The sequence below is a fragment of the Candidatus Microthrix subdominans genome (assembly GCA_016719385.1).
Taxonomy (GTDB): Bacteria; Actinomycetota; Acidimicrobiia; order Acidimicrobiales; family Microtrichaceae; genus Microthrix; species Microthrix subdominans.
In genome coordinates, this window is sequence record JADJZA010000011.1 from 1 (window position 1) to 15723 (window position 15723).

Genomic DNA, 15723 nt, shown 5'->3' on the forward strand with positions numbered 1-15723 from the left:
GTGCTGAGCGGCTTTGGGTGCCTTCACCGTCTGGGTGTTGCTTCATGGTCCGCCCTTCGGTGGTCGGGGCCGCTTTGACCGTCGCCGGCGAACCGGTCCGACCTGAACCGGCGCCAGGCCCCGTCGCGCTGGGGAGCAGTGGGGTCGGTGCCCTGTCGGGCGTCATGCCCGCCCTCGCTTACTTTGAGCCCGACGCTGCCGGAGGAAGCCGCAACAACCGTGTGGCCCCGGGGCGGTGGCTACCGATCGGACCCGGACCGCATCGGAGGCGTTGACAGGGAAGTGCCGGACGAGGAACACCCCGCCGTCGTTGCGCAGTGCGTTTTGCTGGCTCCAGCCATCGCCGTCCGGGCCGACCAGGCGACCGTCGCATGCGTCGTCGCCCAGGCTCCATCGGGCGGTGCCGACGGTCAGCACCGATGAGTGGTATCCGGCGGAGCGCCTGCACTCCGCCGCCGTCGGGTCGACGGGTGCTGGTGGCGGCAATCGCCGGTTGCGAGCATCGGGCAGACGGCGGCTGATCCGGTCGAGCGACCAGGCGGGGTCCCGGGCCCGGCCCGGCGACGAGGATCCCGGCGCGCCGCCGAGCACGGTGAGCCCGAGCGCCGCTGCCAGACCGAGACGGACCGGCAACCACCTTTCACACAATCGGGGGACAGCCGGGCGGGTGAGCTCTCCCAACCGTCGCCGGACGGAGGAGTTGCCCGGGTGTGCGGTGCCTACCCGCCCCGGACGTCGGTGGATCGCCGCGCTGCTTCGATTCCATCGTCGAGGCCGGTGGCCAGCGCATCGAGGTCGTCGAGGTCTCCTGACCTGAGATCCACGGCCACGCCGGCCAGGCGGACCTGAGCTCGGGTGCGAAGGTGGCGCCCCCGCGAGGAGCGTTGATGCCATGATCGTCGCCAGCGCCCGTGGTTCGCCGCTCGCTCGGCCGGTCCTGCCGGGCAGACCGCAGAGCCGAGCGGTGCTACCACAGCGCGGACGTCGATGTCGCCGCCCGCGACGTTCTCGGCCGGTGGCGACGCCACGACGCCAGATGACGTGCTCAGCTCGAGCGACAGGTGAACCCAACCGCGCCGATGGAGCCCGGCGAGCAATTCTGGCCAGTGCAGCCAACGCGGCCAGGCGACCGGCGACGGCGAGCGGCGGTGAGGCGAGCGTTTCGGCGCCGGGCGTCAATGGTCTCGGAGCCACGTCACCGGATGCCTCTCCGAAAACCGACGAACAGATGATGCCGCTGCGTCAAAAGTGGGCTCAAGACGTCGATCTCTCGGCGGACGGCCAGCGTGTCGGGTGTCAACGAACCCGGAACCGGTCGGGTCGTGGCTGCTTCTGGCTGCCGAGGCTCGCTTGCGCACGAGCCGGGTGACCGAGCCAACGTCGGTGACCACGACGATCAACCCAACTGGGCAGTGGCTTGGGCGGTGATCCTGTAGGTGGGGGACACCCCGGGCAGACCCCGCCCAAAAGAGCCTCCGACCGTTCCGCCTGCTGCGGACGCGGACTTGAGTGCCATCCGGCGAGACCGCCACATCAACCCACCGGCGCTCGAGCCCGGGGACGTCGAGCGAGGCCAGGTGCAACCTGGCTGCGCCTCGGTGGCCTGTCCTGGCTGGTCCGGCACCGGCCCGCCCGAACGGAGCGCATCGCTATCGAGCAGGCCGGCGGCGTCGTCGGCGCACGCTCGGTGACCTGAACCAGCCGCCGCTGGGCCAGGTGCGCCGCCGACAGGTCGACTGCGACAGCGCCGAGGAGGACGTGATGACGAGCACGCCTGCCGGGACCAACATCAGCGACGACCCCGATCGGTCCGCCGCACTCGGCGACGGGGCGCATTCCGACGCTGTGCCCTCACCCGGCGCATGCCACACCCCCTGCTTCGCCAGGCAGGACTGCGGTCCATTGCCCGCCACGGGTCGATCACCTCGGCGCCGTCGGCGGTGACCGCCGTGCGCCATCCGAGGTTGGCTAATCCGGGGCACCTGCACCAGCGGAGCGGCGAAGGCTGACGTGGGCCAGCCTGCAAGGGCCGAAGGCAGCCGCATCCGGCCGTGTGATTGAGATTGCCGTATCGAGCGCCCGGAGGCGATAAGCGAGGCCCGCGCCGCTGCGTCGGGTTTCTGCCGGTCCGGCAGCGGCGCTGTCGGCCCGCGCACCCGGAGGTATTCCCGCACCGCAGCGTCCGCATCGGTGCGGGCAGCGATGACCGACCAGACATTGACGATCATGAGCGGTGCCCACCCCAGCGCCACGAGCACCCCGGCCAGCAGCCCATCTGAGCCGCCGACGACGCCCTGGTCAGCCCAACGCCTGCGCCTCACGATGGCTCCTGCCGGACGACGACGTCGGTATGGACGCCGCCGATGCGGGTCGCTGCGCCGACGACCGGCCGCCGGGCCTTTCGCACCCGGAGGATGACCGAGCGCCCGGTCGGGTCCCCGACGAACTGCAACTCGACGTGGTCGGCGTGGCCACCCAGGCGGGCACGCGCTTCAGGCCAGGCTTTCGGCTTGACCTCGGCTGAACGTCGGCGTACCGAGGGTCGGAGGCCGCACGCCGGGTGGTGTCCTACGCCACGTGGTCGACCAACGAAGCGACCCACAGGTTCACCAGCACGTGGTGGCCAAGAGCAGGAAGGCGAGAAACACCGTCACCCCCAGGGCGGCCGACAGCGTGCCGGAGCTGCTTCTCGCCGCCGGCCGAGCATCGTTTTCTGATCCGTTCGATCGTCTGGTTTGCCTTGGTGGTCGCCGAGTTGAACATCACCCGAAACCCGACCCACATGAGCAGGTTGAGGAAGGCGATCACCAGCACGGCGATCGCAGTCGAGATGACGCCCTCGGCCAGGTCGGCTCGAGGGTTGCGGGACGGTGCCGAGCCGCCTGCCTCGATGTCTGGTTTGCCGGGTGAAGGTTCGGTCCCCAAATGCGGCGGGTGGGGCGTATGGCCATGGCGTCGGTGGTGAGGTCGCCAACGTCCGCGTCGACGTCATCTGCGCTGTCGACGAACCCGATCGGATGAGCCTTCCGTGGCTGCCGTCGACGGGCCGGTCAGTGTCTGGATGGTGTTCATGTTGCTCCCTTCGGTTTCAAAGCTTCTTGGTTCGGTTGGGTCAGTGTCGGAGCAACGGGCGAAGACGGCAGGAGGGGCTGGGTTGGGCACTGCCCCGATCAGCCCGTGAATCGGCTGAGGGCGTGGATGAAGGGAACGACGAGGAAGACCACCCCAATGAGGGAGGCGACGGTGACCGGTATCCAGACCATCTGCTCGTGCCGCTCGATCGTCGCATCAGCCTGCGATGAACCTCGTTGGCGGGATGCTGCGGGCTTTCCATCCCGATCAGGGTGCCGAGATCGCCGGCCTCCTGGTTGAGGAAGCGAGCACCCCGACCAGGCGGGAGACCGCCTCGACCTTGACAGCTCCGCCCACTCCCGCAGGGCTGATACCCTCCGGAGGCCCCTCCGCGAATGCGGCGCGCCGCCACTCAGATCCTCGGCGCAGGCGCTGCTGGAGCGCCGGCCGAGGCGGGCGACCGACGCAGAAAGCGAGTACCCGGGCCGATAGGTGCATCGTGCCAGTTGCTCGGCGACGACAGGTCGTGGAGCACCTGCCTTCCGGCGCCGTTCGTCGAGCCGGGCCAAGTGCTGCTCGGTGAGGATTGGAAGACCAAGATCGGCGAAGCGGCTAATACGAAGAGCGACAACACGATCGGGAGTTTCGCGGAAGCGATCGCTGCGCCGGCGATCAGTCCGGTCAGGCTCCACATCAGTTGGCGAACCCGGGAAAGGCAGTGGCGTCATCGTCGCGGTGCAACCTCACGCAGAGCGCCGACGTCGTCGTCGAGGCCGACGGTGCGCGGGCCAGAGCCTGCCCCAGCTCTTGGCCAGGGGCGCCACGAGCGTTCCCGTGCAGGGCGCTCAGCGTCGCCTGGCGACGCACCGCTGCGCCCCTGCCGGGTAGCAGGCGCGCAGCCGCTGGGGCCAACGGCGCCGGGTTGAGCTGAGGAAAGGAGGAGATGATCAAGACCGAGCCCGCCATCAGCCTGAGGAAGGCGTAAGCGCCATTGCCCGGTCATGAGCCGAACACCTGCGCCTGTTGGGCAGGCGCAGGATCCCGCCTGACCACACCCAGCAGGCGGACAGCACGGGCCGAGCGCCCAGTGCCGAAGCTGGCCCAGGCGCTTTGGTACGCTCTCCCGTCCATCACCGATCGACATCCTGACCAGTGCCATCCCGAGGGGGCACGAGCAGGACGAAGTGGCGGGCGAACCTAACGCCGGCTTGCTGCGCACGGGCATCCGCCTTCGAGCACATCCGGTGGACGGTCTTCGGCCAGGGCTTCGAGCCGGCGGTCGAGGTCGAGCCCCCCGCCCGGTGGGCGACGAAAACGTCTCGCGGTGGCATCGGCGGTGGGATCGCCGAGCGGGTCCCTTGAAGACCGGGAGGGCCGGTCCGAAGTCCGTGGTGATGCAGCCACTCACGGTGAGCGGCAGCGAAAGCGGTCGCAGCTCTTCGGGGGCCCGGCGACCCACCTCGAACAGGCTTGGGGTATCGACCGGCCCACCGAGCCAGGGAGATGCGGATCTCTTCGATGATCCGAGGCCACGCTCCCTGAACGCTCCCGGGCCGGAGGCGGCGTTGTCTCGAACGAGCCCGAGCGGGCACGCCGAAACGCGCACCCCCATGGGAACACCGGCACGAGGCCCCAAAGTCCCGAAAGTGACCATCGCGGTCAGCCAAGGCATGGAGGTTGCCGACACCGCGACGAACTGCGTGACCTCGAGACCTGGGCCAGCCCTGCCGACCAGTGACGGGCCGAGGTGCGGCCGAGGTCGAAGGCTCCCACGGGCGCGACCGGCAAACGTCGATCTCCTCAGCGCGCCGTCGAGCAGCGCAACACCGGGACCGGCCAGGATGCCGGCGCCAGGCCGCTGAAGTCACGCCCTAGCTCCGGCGACCCGGCCCATGACCCGGGCATCGGGCGTCGATGGGCTGGTCCCGGACTGCCACCGGCCCAGAGCGGGCTACGGGGAACTGCCCGGTCCACGCCAACGGATCGTCGGGGAGTGGCCCCGGAGAACCGGCGTGGTCGTGAACTGGGTGGCGTCCGGACCGCCGGCCAGGTCCTCGACGGCCAGGATCTCGCTAACCCTCGGGCCCATCGCGGTGCGGCGCAGTGAACGACGACGTCTACCGCCTCGGAGACCAAGGTGTTGAGGGCCGACAACGGCAGGTCGCCTGTCGGCCAACTGGCTGACGAAGCCAGCCGGGTGAGCGCTTGACGAGCCGACCCGGCGTGGATGGTGGTGAAACCCTTGACTCCCGACGACAGGGTGAGAAGCAGGGGGAGTGCTTCGCGGTCTCGGACCTCACCGACGATGGCGACGTCGGGGGCCATCCGCAAGAAGCCGGCGACGAGCCGACGCAGGGTGACCTCTCGGCCCGCCCCGACCTGGCCACGGGTCTGCATCGAGGCGACGTTGGCCAGGGAACGTCGGTCTCGAACACCTCTTCGGCCACGACGACCCGCAGTGAGGGGTCGAGGTGGCCGCGCAGTTCAACAGCGTGGTCTTGCCCGAACCGCTGGGGTGCGCCGGAGACGACTATCGAGAGCCGGGCGGACACGACCGCTGGAGAAATCGAGCGGCCGCGACGCCCAGCATGCCGTGCCTGACCAGCTGGTCGAGTGAGGAGAACGCCACACCGGTGAACTTCCGGATGTTCACCATCAGGCGGCCGCCGCGCGGCCAGATCGTGCGGCACGATGTGAAGTCTCGACCCGTCGGGGAGCTGCGCGCCCTGGAGGCCGAGCAACGGCTCGAGCGTGCGATGAGACCCGGTGGAATCGTCGAGCAGTCGGGTCAGCGTGCGGATGACGTGGTCGTCGTCGTGGAACACCCGTGGTGAAAGCCACTTCGACCGGTATGTCGTTTGACGAAGATGGCGTCGGAGCGTTGACCATGATCTCCCAGACGTCGGGATCCTCCAGCAGGACCGAGAGCGGGCCGTATTTGGCCAGGTTGACGAACGCCCGCTGTGCGACCTGGGAAGGATCGGAGATGTCCTGACTGCGAAGGCCCCGCGGCACTCGACCGACCAGGCGGCCAACCCCGCCCGGCGATCAGGTCCGCAAGGCCTGCTCGGATCCGCCGACGTCGAGATCGAGGGCCATGGACTTGGCGTTGTTGAACCCTCGCCTCGATCTCGGCGAGGGGCGAGGCAACCCGTCGGCTGGGCCAGCGCTTCACCCCGGTGCAGGCCGGAGGGCCGGGAACACCGCCGGCGACGGCCCGGTCGCTCATGACGCCTCCTCCGGATTTCCGCCGACCGGCGGTCGGTCGGCGAGAACGTCATGCTCGGCGCTTCGTCGTCGAAGTCCATGACGGACTGGTCACCGGGGCTTCGTGTGGTTCCCGTGCCCAACGGTGGCGGCCGTCTCGACTCTTCGGTGAGCCTCGCAGCGAGCGGACGGACGATGCATGCGGGGAGCGGTACCGCCGCCCGGTGACTGCTTCGACCGAGTTCCGCTCGGGGATGAAGACGGGTGCTGCTGACGCCTGGGGGCCGACTCGGTCGACGGGTCCGGCATCGGTGCGGTCCGGCTGACCGGGCGGCCACGGACCCGGAAGCTCGACGACGGTGCTTGGAGCGTCAGCGCCCGCAGCACTCGGCCCGACGGGCAGGTGATCGCAACGTTGATCACCACCGAGGCTGACGATGAGGCACCGAATCGAGCGAGATCGCCTCGAGCAGGTTGACGAGATGGGCCACGCCCACACGTTGGGCGTGCTGACCGCCAGCACCAGGTCGGCAAGCCGCTAACACCGTGCGCCGCCACGTGCTGTTCTCGGTGTCGGCCGACGCGTTTCGGCTTCGCCGTCCAGATCGGCATCGAGGTCGGCCACCACGGTGGCAAGGTGGCGAGCAGCCCATCGAGCCCCGCCCCGAACGCGGGGTCGCAGCGCCGTCCAGTGACGCCGCGTCGCAGCCCCACCAGCAGGTGGTAGTGCCGGTTTGGGAGCTCGAAGAGGTGCTCGCGCACCCCCGTCCCGCTCCGGGTGTCCGTGACGGTGAGCCTCGGTCGTTCCACGACGCCGGGTACGACATCGCCGGTGTCGTGGTACAGCGCCTGGGACGCACCGAACGAGAAGTCGGCCAGGGCAACGGTGCCATCGATCGTTACCATCGGCCACCGCCTGGGCGGTGGCCATCGCAACGGTCGACTGTGCCGGCGCCGCTGCGCCCGATGACGGCGATCAGGCGACCGGCCCACCGCTCGTCGGTCGCTTCAGCGAGTGGCTCGATCGAGTGGGCATCGCTGATCGGCGCGGCTGCGACGCTCAGCGCGCCGGTGAGGTCGTCGCGCCCGAAGTCGTCGGGCAGAAGCGCTGCGGCGCCGAGCTCGAGCCAGTTGTGATCAATCCGGGCATCGCTGACGACCAGCGTCGCTGCGCCGGGCGTCCCTCGCCGCCGCGATCAGATCGCGGTCCGCCCCCTTGTGCCGAACGGGGCGGCGCCAGCCCCAGCACCACCCAGCGCTCAGCCATGGCCGGACCCGCTGTTCGTTGAGGTCGCTGGGCCTGGCGTGGGTGCGGCAAGCGTCATCTTGCCTGACGCGCTGGCGCCGACGATGGCGGCCAGGGCCCGCTCGTCGGCCACCTCGATCGTGACGACCAGCGAACCGAGTTGCCCAAGGTCGCCGGTGGAGTCGGCATTGACGGCGAGCACCCGTGAACGCTTGGCGACCACGGTCGCTTCGGAGTCACCCTCGGTGCTGGAGAGCACGTCGACCACCGCCCCGCTCTCAAGATCGCCGTCGAGTGCGCTGGCGCGGCTCAACTCCAGCGAGACGCGCCGAGCGGGACCGTCGATGTTTCCCGGCTCGACGACCGACGCCGGGCTGAGCAACTGGTTTTGGCCGACCGCAGCTGTCGTCTCCTTTCCGACCAACGAGCGCCAGTCGTCGGTCAACTGACCGGCCATCTCTGGGGGCAACTCGGCCGGCGCCAGGCCGAGATCTGCTCGCTCGATCACGTCGCCTGGAGCCAAGGGATGGGTGGCGACCACGAACTTGTCCACCGGGGCGGCATGAGCCTGTTGGTATGCGGCGAAGAGCCCCACGCCCGATGCGGCGATGAGGAAGCCACCCAGAACGGCCCGTCCGTTGGGCAGCATCGTCCGATCGAGGCCCCGCTTGGGGTGGCCGCGGTCCGAACTTGAAAGTTCAACCCCGCCGGCGGATTTCGAACCTCGACTGTTCGCCACGGGTTTCGGTCCCGTCAGTTGAGTCACGGATGCTCTCCTCCGTTCGGTCACCGGTCCATTTGCCGAGAGCCACGTTGCGGTGCCGAGAACCCCCCGAGTTTTGGATCACCGCCGCTCGATCGTTCGCGCTGGGCGAGGTCGAGCGGATGACCAGTGTGCGCGTTGTCTCCCCCGAATGGCAAGGGGATTTCTCACCGGGGAGACGAACCCGGGTGCGCCCGCCCCGTTTGCGGCTTCCCGCCGTGTGGGCGGTGAGCCCAAACCACAGCGCTAGGGTGAAGTCGACGACGGAACACGCCGTCGTTTCAGCCATGGGGGAGCGCCGATGCTCGGCACGATGCAGGACCGTCCACTGACACTGGACCACTTTGTCAACCGGGTCGAGACCTACTTTCCCGACCGGGAAATCGTGACCAACACCGCGGCCGGGGTGGAGCGAACCACCTACGGCGAGTGGGCCGAGCGCACCCATCGCCTGGCCGGCGTGTTCGACAACCTGGGCATCTCTGAAGACGGCCGCGTCGGCACGTTTGCATGGAACACCGCCCGACACCTCGAGCTGTACTTTGCGGCGCCGTGCAGCGGTCGGGTGCTGCACACGTTGAACCTGCGGCTGTTCCCCGAGCAGCTGACCTACATCGTCAACCATGCCGAGGACGAGGTGATCTTCGTCGATCGCAGCCTGCTGGGCCTGCTCGTGCCCCGCATCGGCGAGCTGCCCACGGTGAAGCACCTCGTCGTCATGGACGATGGCGCCCCGAGCGAGATCCCCAGCTTCGACGGCGGACCCGAAGTGCACGACTACGAGGAGCTGCTCGCCGCCGCCGAGTGGACCGAGTTCCGCTGCAACGACGAGTTGGCCGCAGCATCGATGTGTTACACGTCGGGCACCACCGGTAACCCCAAGGGCGTCACCTACACCCACCGGTCCACGTTCCTGCACACGATGGCCGCCATGCTGGCCGACACGATCGGCGTGACCGAGGCCGACGTCATCCTGCCCGTCGTTCCCATGTTTCACGCCAACGCCTGGGGTCTGGCCCACGCCGCCGTGGCATCCGGCGCCAAACTGGTCAACCCGGGCCCCGACCTGTCGGCGCCGACCCTCGCCCGCCTGATCGAGGAGGAGCGGGTGACCCTCGCAGCCGGCGTGCCCACGATCTGGATGGGTGTCGTCGAGGAGCTGGAGGGCCGCGACACCTCGTCGCTGCGGGTGGTCCCGTGCGGCGGCTCGGCCGTACCGACCTCGCTGTCGAAGCGCTTCGAAGAGGTCACCGGCCTGCCGATCCTTCAGGCCTGGGGGATGACCGAGACCTCGCCGGTCGGCTCGGTGGCCAAGGTGATCTCCACCCTGGAGGATTCTTCGCAGGAGAAGCTGGACGAGTTGCGCGCCTCCCAGGGCCTGCCAGTGCTGGGCGTCGAGCTGCGGGTGGTCGACCCCGACGGGAACAAGGTGCCTTGGGACGGCGAGACCCAAGGCGAGCTGCAGGCGGCCGGGCCGTGGATCACCAACGGCTACTACAACGACGACCGCTCGGACGCAGCGATGACCGAGGACGGCTGGTGCCGCACCGGAGACGTCGCTGTCATGTTGCCCGAGGGCTACATGAAGTTGGTCGACCGCACCAAGGACGTCATCAAGACCGGCGGCGAGTGGATCAGCTCGGTCGAGCTCGAGAACGAGATCATGGCGCATCCGGCGGTGGCCGAGGCTGCGGTGATCGCGGTGAGTCATCCGAAGTGGGCGGAGCGACCGCTGGCCTGCGTCGTGTTGCGCGATGGCGCCGAGGCGACCAGGGAGGACATCCTCGAGTTCCTCGACGGCCGTGTGGCCAAGTGGTGGATCCCCGACGACGTGGTCTTCATCGACGAGGTGCCCAAGACCTCGGTCGGCAAGTTCTCGAAGAAGACGCTGCGCGATCAGTTTGCCGATTACCAGCTGCCGGGCGTCGAGGACGCCTGAGGTCGGCGACCGGCGACCGTCCCGACGGCGGGTCTCACCTTGTGGGGACTTGCCGTCGGGTCGCAGGCGGGGTCGAAGCTGCAACGTGATTGCGCGGCGGCGGGGGGAGATCGGGCCGGGTAGCCTGGGCGTGCCCGAGCGATACCGGTTTCTCCTTCGACCGTGGTGGATCGCCACCCACGTACTGCTGATCGCCGCCGTCCTGCTCATGGTCAGGTTGGGGTTTTGGCAGCTCGACCGGCTGCACGAGAAGCAGGACATTGCCGACGCCATCGAGCTGAGCGCCGCGCAGCCTGCGGTGCCGGTCGACACCTTGGTCGATCCCGACAAGGGGACCGACGAGCCCGAAGCGCTGCATTACCGGACGGTGACCGCCACCGGCACCTACCTGGCCGACGAGGAGGTGCTGGTCGCCAACCGCACCCAGGACGGCCAGGCCGGCTATTGGGTGGTCACCCCGTTGGAGATTTCGCCCACCGAATCGGTGGCGGTCCTGCGTGGCTTCGTTCAGCTTGCCCTCGGCGAGGAAGGCGTTCCCGTCGCTGCGGTGGCGCCGCCGGAGGGCCAGGTGACCGTGACCGGTTGGGTGCAGACCACCGCTGAGCGCGGCGCCTTCGGGGGGACCGACGATCGGCCCGGCCAGTTGGAGCGGTTCAACCGGCTCGACCTGGCACGGTTGGGCAAACAGGTGAGCGTGCCCCTCGACCCGGTAGCGGTCGTGGCGATCGAGCAGCAGCCGGCGACGTCGGGCGATGAGCTGGCCCCGGTGCCTCGGCCGGAGCCGGACCTGGGTCCGCATCTGGGCTACGCCGGACAGTGGTTTGTGTTTGCCCTGATCTTCGCCCTCGGGTACCCGTTCATGCTGCGGCGCCAAGCGCGCCAGTACGAGGAGCGAGATCTCGCTCGCGATGACGATGGCACCGGGGACGGCGGCGGTGGGCCTGGTGGCCGCAGCACTGGAGGCGGAACCCCCGGCGGGGGCCCGGCACGGCCCACCGACGCGACGATATCGGAGGCCGACACCTCTCCAGGGTCACCCCGGCGCGTCCAACCGTCCACGCAGGGCTGAGGGGCTGGCCATCGCGACGCACCCGTTCGTCGCTGAGGACCAGGACGGCCACGGCCGTCCTACGGCCCGCCTGGACCCGTTGTTCGGGCTGGCTGAGGACGACCCGAAGCGGCGCCTCGCCCAGGCCGCCGTCCGTTGTCTGGATGACGTCGCCATGAACGACTTGGGCCTGGAGGCGGTTGCCCGCGAGGCCGGATTGTCCCGCGCAACCCTCTACCGGGTTTTCCCCGACGGTCGTGACGAGCTGCTGCGCACCGCGCTGGCCACAGAAGTGGCCGAGTTTTGGCGCAACCTGGCCAACGCCGTGGCGGAGGAGACGACGCTGGAGGGCCGCCTCACCCGAGGCCTGATCGATGGCGTGCTCCGAACCGAGAACCATGCGCTGCTGCAACGCTTGGTGCACCAGGAGGCGGAGGAGTTCGCCCTCTTCCTCGACGAACTCGAGCCCGCGGTGTTCACCCTGTTGTCGGCCTACCTGGCCGACCTGTTGGATCGCTTCTCGAGCGACCTGGCCCCGGGGGTCGACCACGACGAGGCCTCGCGCTACCTGGCCACCTTGATCCTGAGCTACCTGGGCAGCCCGGCATCGATCGATTTCACCGACGAGGCGCGGGTGGCCCACCTGGTCCGCACCCAGCTGCTCGGCGGAATCCTGGCGTCGGTCACAGTGCCGAACGTGATGCCCACCGACACAGGGCGTGACGAACGACACGCCAGCCGCTGATGCGCTGAGACACATCGTGTCTTAGTGTTTCAAGCGATGCAGGTGATCGACCAAAGCACTAGCCGTTCCGGCGGCACCTTGGGCGCGCCCACCATGATCACGCTCACCGACATCCGCATCCCCGGTGCGCTCGACGACGAGCCGGTCACCTTGGAGCTGCCTGCCGCCCTGTCGTGGCTGGCGAGGGCGGCCCAGCCCCAGCACGACGACGTGGCGCCACTGCTCGATGCTGCGGCGGTCTGCATCGCTCGGTGGGGGGTGGCCAAGACCACCGCCGGGGATGTGGCCGAGGAGGCCGGCTGTTCCCGAGCGACGCTGTACCGCCGGTTCCCGGGAGGGCGCGACCAGTGGTTGCGGGCCGTGGTCGAACGCGAAGCGGGCGACGTCGTCGCCGAAGTTTTGGGCGAGGTGGCCCGAACCGACGACCTGGTCCGGGCGGTGGCGCTGGGTGTGTCCGGAGCGATCCAGGCGATGTGGCGGCGCCCCGTGCTGTCACGGCTGTTGGAGCACGAACGTGAGCTGCTGTTGCCCGAGGTGCTGATGGATCGTGCCTCGCACGTCTACGTCAGGCTTGGCGAGGTGGCGGCGCCGGCTCTGAGTCACCTGTGTGATCCCGATCGGGCTCGCACGATCGGTGAATGGGGCGCACGGCTGGTGGTCGCCCGGGCGCTGCAGCCCGAGTTGCCCGGCGGGCTGGCGGTCGAGGATCCCAACATCGTCGCTCATCTCGCCTCCCGATATCTCCTGCCGGGGCTTTTTCCCGAGCGCACGAGCGAGTTCGGGCGGGCCCGCCATCTCGAACACCACAGTTCCGAACAAACGACATCGACCAATCAAGCCAATCACCAACTGGAGGCGCAATGACCGACACCATGCCCACGACCGACCCGATGTCGGCGGACAACCGCTCGATGATCGGCCGGGACGAGATCGACGACCTCGAGTCGATCCTGGCGGTCACCAACACCGACCGCGACGAGGTGGTTCACCACGTACAGAACCACGCGGAGACGATCTACACGTGGAACTACGACAAGGGGTGAGCGCCCGGCGCTGAACAAGCTGTACGAGAAGGCCAAGAACGCCCAGTGGAACGGCGAGACCGACCTGCCCTGGGAAACCGAGGTCGACCCGGAGAAGGTGGTTGCCGAAAACGCGATCGCCAACGCCGGCGTCGCCTCCACCCCGGATCAGATGCGGGCGCTCGGCGGCCCCTTCACCAACCTGAGCGACGCCGACTTTGGGCGCTTCGCCATCGAGTCCAACGTCTGGACCCTGTCGCAGTTCCTCCACGGCGAGCAGGGCGCCCTGGTGTGCACCGCCAAGATCGTCGAGACCGTGCCGTGGATCGACGCCAAGTACTACGCCTCCACCCAGGTGATGGACGAAGCCCGCCACGTCGAGGTGTTCGCCAAGTACCTCCAGGACAAGTGGGGCGGTGAGTACCCGGTCAACGCCCACCTGAAGATGCTGCTCGACGACATCGTCAGCGACACCCGCTGGGACATGACCTACCTGGGCATGCAGATCATGGTCGAGGGGCTGGCGCTGGCCGCGTTCGGCTTCATGCAGCAGATGACCACCGAGCCGCTGCTGAAGAAGCTGCTGCGCTACGTGATGAGCGACGAGGCCCGCCACGTGGCCTTCGGTGTGCTGTCGCTGCGGGAGTACTACGCCGAGCTGACCGACGCCGAGATCTTCGAGCGCCAACAGTTCGCCTTCGAAGCCGGCGTCCGCATGCGCGACCGCTTCCTCCAACAGGAGGTGTGGGAGCGCATGGGCATGAACGTCAAGGAGGCCATCCAGGCCACGATGGCCGTCCCCGAGCGGGATCTGTTTCAGATGATGCTCTTCTCCAAGATCGTGCCCAACGCCAAGAAGCTCGGCCTGCTGGACCGCAACGACTCCTGGCTGCGCCGCCGCTACGAGGAGCTCGGCGTGATCCAGTTCGAGGACCTGGTCGACACCGGCAACGAGTACGAGAACTTCTCGCTCGAGCAGATCGCCGCCGACGATGCGGCCGCCGCCGCCAAGGCCTGACCGGCCGCTCTGGCTGTGGGGCCGGCCCCCGACCCGATCACGGGCGCTCTGCTCGCCCTGCGGTTGTTGGCCGTCGCCGACGCGCCCGATGTTGCCGAGCGGTCGGGATGGCCTCAGCCGGACATCGACCGTGTGCTGGCCCACCTCGACGAATCGGGGTGGGCCAGATATCGGCCCGGTCGCTTTCCCGGCTGGATGCTCACCGGTCACGGCCGTGCCGAGGGCGAGCGGCGTTTGGCCCAGGAACTGGATGTCACCGGCGCGCGCGCCCGCACCGACGTGCTCTACCGGCGGTTTTTGCTGCTTAACCCGGAGGTGCTGCGGGTCGCATCGGCCTGGCAGGTGCGGACCGTGGGTGGTGTCGACGTGCCCAACGACCACGCTGACGAGGATCACGACGCAGCGGTGATCGCAGAGCTGGAAGCACTGCACCGGCGGGCGGAGGGACTGCTCGCCGAGTTGGAGTCACCCCTACCCAGGCTGGCGGGGTACCGGCCGCGGTTGAGCTTGGCGCTGGCACGGGTGCGCTCCGGCGAGGGTGACTGGTTCGTCCGGCCCGGCGTCGACAGCTATCACACCGTGTGGTTCGAGCTGCACGAGAACCTGCTCGCCACCCTCGGGCGTCGTCGCAACGATGGGATCGACTGACCGGGCCCCGGTATCTCCTACGGTGATGGGGTCGCCCCGTGGCACGATGTGGGTCCGACGAGACGCAGTGCATCCCGGCGACCGTGCCGTGATCGACAAGGAGGCGACATGGCGAGGTTCGGCAGGGTAATCACCGCCATGGTGACCCCGTTCGACGAACGCGGTGGGCTCGATCTCGATGCGGCCGCCCGGCTGGCCCAATGGCTGACCGAAAACGGTTCCGAGGGGTTGGTCCTCGCCGGCACCACCGGTGAAGGCCCGGTGCTGTCCGAGGCGGAGGTGGTGGCGCTCACCCGACGGGTGCGCGAGTCGGTCGACGTGCCCATCCTGGTGGGCACCGGCACCAACGACACCGCCAAGACGATCGAGCTGACCAAGCGGGTGTCCGACACGGGCATCCAGGGCGTGCTCGTCGTCACGCCGTACTACTCGCGGCCCTCTCAGGCCGGCCTGGCCGACCACTTTGCCCGGGTGGCCAACTCCACCCACCTCGACGTTGTGCTCTACGACATTCCCGTGCGCACCGGCCGCCGCATCGAGCCCGAAACACTGCTGACGCTGGCGCGCGAGGTGGACAACATCGTTGCGGTGAAGGATGCGGCCAACACGCCGACCGTCACCGCCGTCGTCGCAGCCGCCGCTCCAGCGGGGTTCGAGATCTACTCCGGCGAGGACGCGATGACCCTGCCGATCATCGCGGTCGGCGGTGTCGGCGTCATCTCGGTGGCCAGCCACTGGGTCGGTCAGCAGTTCCAGGCGTTCTTCGATGCCATCGAGGCCGGCGACCTGCCCGAGGCCCGCCGCCAGAACGCCAGGATGTTGCCGTCGTTCGCGTTCGAAGGCGGCGACGAAACCCCGAACCCGATCCCGACCAAGGCGATGATGCGGGTGCTCGGGCTGTCGGTTGGCCAGTGTCGTCCACCGGTGGGGGCGGCCCCCGAAGGCCTCGAGGACCGAGCCCGTGACGTGTTGGCCGGCCTGCGGTAGCCGAGCGGAACTCGACGGGCACGACCGC

Annotated in this window: 17 protein-coding genes; 11 read left to right on the forward strand and 6 right to left on the reverse strand. The window is 68.9% G+C overall.

Going from position 1 to position 15723, the window contains the following annotated elements:
• Positions 1-162: 162 nt before the first annotated feature.
• Together IPN02_18815 and IPN02_18820 are read right to left on the reverse strand one after the other, a co-directional pair.
• On the reverse strand, positions 163-633 hold the full coding sequence (locus tag IPN02_18815) for a hypothetical protein (GenBank protein MBK9298838.1): 471 nt from the start codon (positions 631-633) through the stop codon (positions 163-165).
• A gap of 1016 nt (positions 634-1649) precedes the next feature.
• Positions 1650-2321 carry a hypothetical protein gene (locus tag IPN02_18820; GenBank protein ID MBK9298839.1) on the reverse strand — a complete coding sequence of 224 codons (672 nt, stop codon included), beginning with the start codon at positions 2319-2321 and terminating at the stop codon, positions 1650-1652.
• Between the two features lie 29 nt (positions 2322-2350).
• Between IPN02_18820 and IPN02_18825 the strand changes: the two genes are divergently transcribed.
• On the forward strand, positions 2351-2524 hold the full coding sequence (locus IPN02_18825) for a hypothetical protein (protein MBK9298840.1): 174 nt from the start codon (positions 2351-2353) through the stop codon (positions 2522-2524).
• 44 nt (positions 2525-2568) lie between these two features.
• Here the strand turns inward: IPN02_18825 and IPN02_18830 are convergent, their stop codons facing one another.
• The 3 genes from IPN02_18830 to tadA form a co-directional block, all read right to left on the reverse strand.
• Positions 2569-2925, reverse strand: coding sequence for a hypothetical protein (locus IPN02_18830; GenBank protein MBK9298841.1), 357 nt, complete (start codon positions 2923-2925; stop codon positions 2569-2571).
• Positions 2926-3765: 840 nt separating this feature from the next.
• The gene (locus IPN02_18835) at positions 3766-4038 is read right to left on the reverse strand and encodes a hypothetical protein (protein ID MBK9298842.1); all 273 of its coding nucleotides are present in this window, start codon (positions 4036-4038) and stop codon (positions 3766-3768) included.
• An 834-nt stretch (positions 4039-4872) separates the two neighbouring features.
• Positions 4873-5469: a Flp pilus assembly complex ATPase component TadA gene (tadA, locus tag IPN02_18840; GenBank protein MBK9298843.1), complete on the reverse strand. Its 597-nt coding sequence runs from the start codon at positions 5467-5469 to the stop codon at positions 4873-4875.
• Positions 5470-5543: 74 nt separating this feature from the next.
• Here tadA and IPN02_18845 point away from each other — a divergent pair, with 74 nt between their 5' ends.
• Positions 5544-5906 carry a hypothetical protein gene (locus tag IPN02_18845; protein MBK9298844.1) on the forward strand — a complete coding sequence of 121 codons (363 nt, stop codon included), beginning with the start codon at positions 5544-5546 and terminating at the stop codon, positions 5904-5906.
• Between the two features lie 1296 nt (positions 5907-7202).
• Complete coding sequence (locus IPN02_18850) at positions 7203-7568, forward strand: hypothetical protein (protein MBK9298845.1); 366 nt, start codon at positions 7203-7205, stop codon at positions 7566-7568.
• Here IPN02_18850 and IPN02_18855 read toward each other — a convergent pair.
• Positions 7539-8174, reverse strand: a complete 636-nt coding sequence (locus IPN02_18855; protein MBK9298846.1) for a hypothetical protein — start codon at positions 8172-8174, stop codon at positions 7539-7541. The two genes, IPN02_18850 and IPN02_18855, sit on opposite strands and share 30 nt — an antisense overlap.
• 415 nt (positions 8175-8589) lie before the next feature.
• Between IPN02_18855 and IPN02_18860 the strand changes: the two genes are divergently transcribed.
• From IPN02_18860 to dapA, 8 genes are all read left to right on the forward strand, one after another.
• Positions 8590-10227 (forward strand): long-chain fatty acid--CoA ligase, encoded by a 1638-nt coding sequence (locus tag IPN02_18860; GenBank protein ID MBK9298847.1) that lies wholly within the window; start codon positions 8590-8592, stop codon positions 10225-10227.
• Between the two features lie 130 nt (positions 10228-10357).
• The gene (locus IPN02_18865; GenBank protein MBK9298848.1) at positions 10358-11296 is read left to right on the forward strand and encodes an SURF1 family protein; all 939 of its coding nucleotides are present in this window, start codon (positions 10358-10360) and stop codon (positions 11294-11296) included.
• A 79-nt stretch (positions 11297-11375) separates the two neighbouring features.
• Entirely contained in the window at positions 11376-12020 is a 645-nt protein-coding gene (locus IPN02_18870; protein ID MBK9298849.1) for a TetR/AcrR family transcriptional regulator, read from the forward strand.
• Positions 12021-12113: 93 nt separating this feature from the next.
• Positions 12114-12884 carry a helix-turn-helix transcriptional regulator gene (locus tag IPN02_18875; GenBank protein MBK9298850.1) on the forward strand — a complete coding sequence of 257 codons (771 nt, stop codon included), beginning with the start codon at positions 12114-12116 and terminating at the stop codon, positions 12882-12884.
• Positions 12881-13063, forward strand: coding sequence for a hypothetical protein (locus IPN02_18880; protein MBK9298851.1), 183 nt, complete (start codon positions 12881-12883; stop codon positions 13061-13063). The genes IPN02_18875 and IPN02_18880 overlap by 4 nt, the downstream gene beginning before the upstream one ends.
• A 97-nt stretch (positions 13064-13160) precedes the next feature.
• Positions 13161-14060 carry a ferritin-like domain-containing protein gene (locus IPN02_18885; GenBank protein MBK9298852.1) on the forward strand — a complete coding sequence of 300 codons (900 nt, stop codon included), beginning with the start codon at positions 13161-13163 and terminating at the stop codon, positions 14058-14060.
• Positions 14061-14075: 15 nt separating this feature from the next.
• Positions 14076-14708 carry a transcriptional regulator gene (locus IPN02_18890; protein MBK9298853.1) on the forward strand — a complete coding sequence of 211 codons (633 nt, stop codon included), beginning with the start codon at positions 14076-14078 and terminating at the stop codon, positions 14706-14708.
• 108 nt (positions 14709-14816) lie between these two features.
• Positions 14817-15695, forward strand: a complete 879-nt coding sequence (gene dapA / locus IPN02_18895) for a 4-hydroxy-tetrahydrodipicolinate synthase (GenBank protein ID MBK9298854.1) — start codon at positions 14817-14819, stop codon at positions 15693-15695.
• Positions 15696-15723: the final 28 nt, after the last annotated feature.

Bases quoted from the DNA above. Each gene is read 5' to 3' on its own strand.
- IPN02_18860 (MBK9298847.1), top strand. From the start codon at position 8,590: ATGCTCGGCACGATGCAGGACCGTCCACTGACACTGGACCACTTTGTC.
- IPN02_18825 (MBK9298840.1), top strand. From the start codon at position 2,351: ATGGACGCCGCCGATGCGGGTCGCTGCGCCGACGACCGGCCGCCGGGC.
- tadA (MBK9298843.1), bottom strand. From the start codon at position 5,469: ATGCAGACCCGTGGCCAGGTCGGGGCGGGCCGAGAGGTCACCCTGCGT.
- dapA (MBK9298854.1), top strand. From the start codon at position 14,817: ATGGCGAGGTTCGGCAGGGTAATCACCGCCATGGTGACCCCGTTCGAC.
- IPN02_18855 (MBK9298846.1), bottom strand. From the start codon at position 8,174: ATGCTGCCCAACGGACGGGCCGTTCTGGGTGGCTTCCTCATCGCCGCA.
- IPN02_18875 (MBK9298850.1), top strand. From the start codon at position 12,114: ATGATCACGCTCACCGACATCCGCATCCCCGGTGCGCTCGACGACGAG.
- IPN02_18880 (MBK9298851.1), top strand. From the start codon at position 12,881: ATGACCGACACCATGCCCACGACCGACCCGATGTCGGCGGACAACCGC.
- IPN02_18835 (MBK9298842.1), bottom strand. From the start codon at position 4,038: ATGGCGGGCTCGGTCTTGATCATCTCCTCCTTTCCTCAGCTCAACCCG.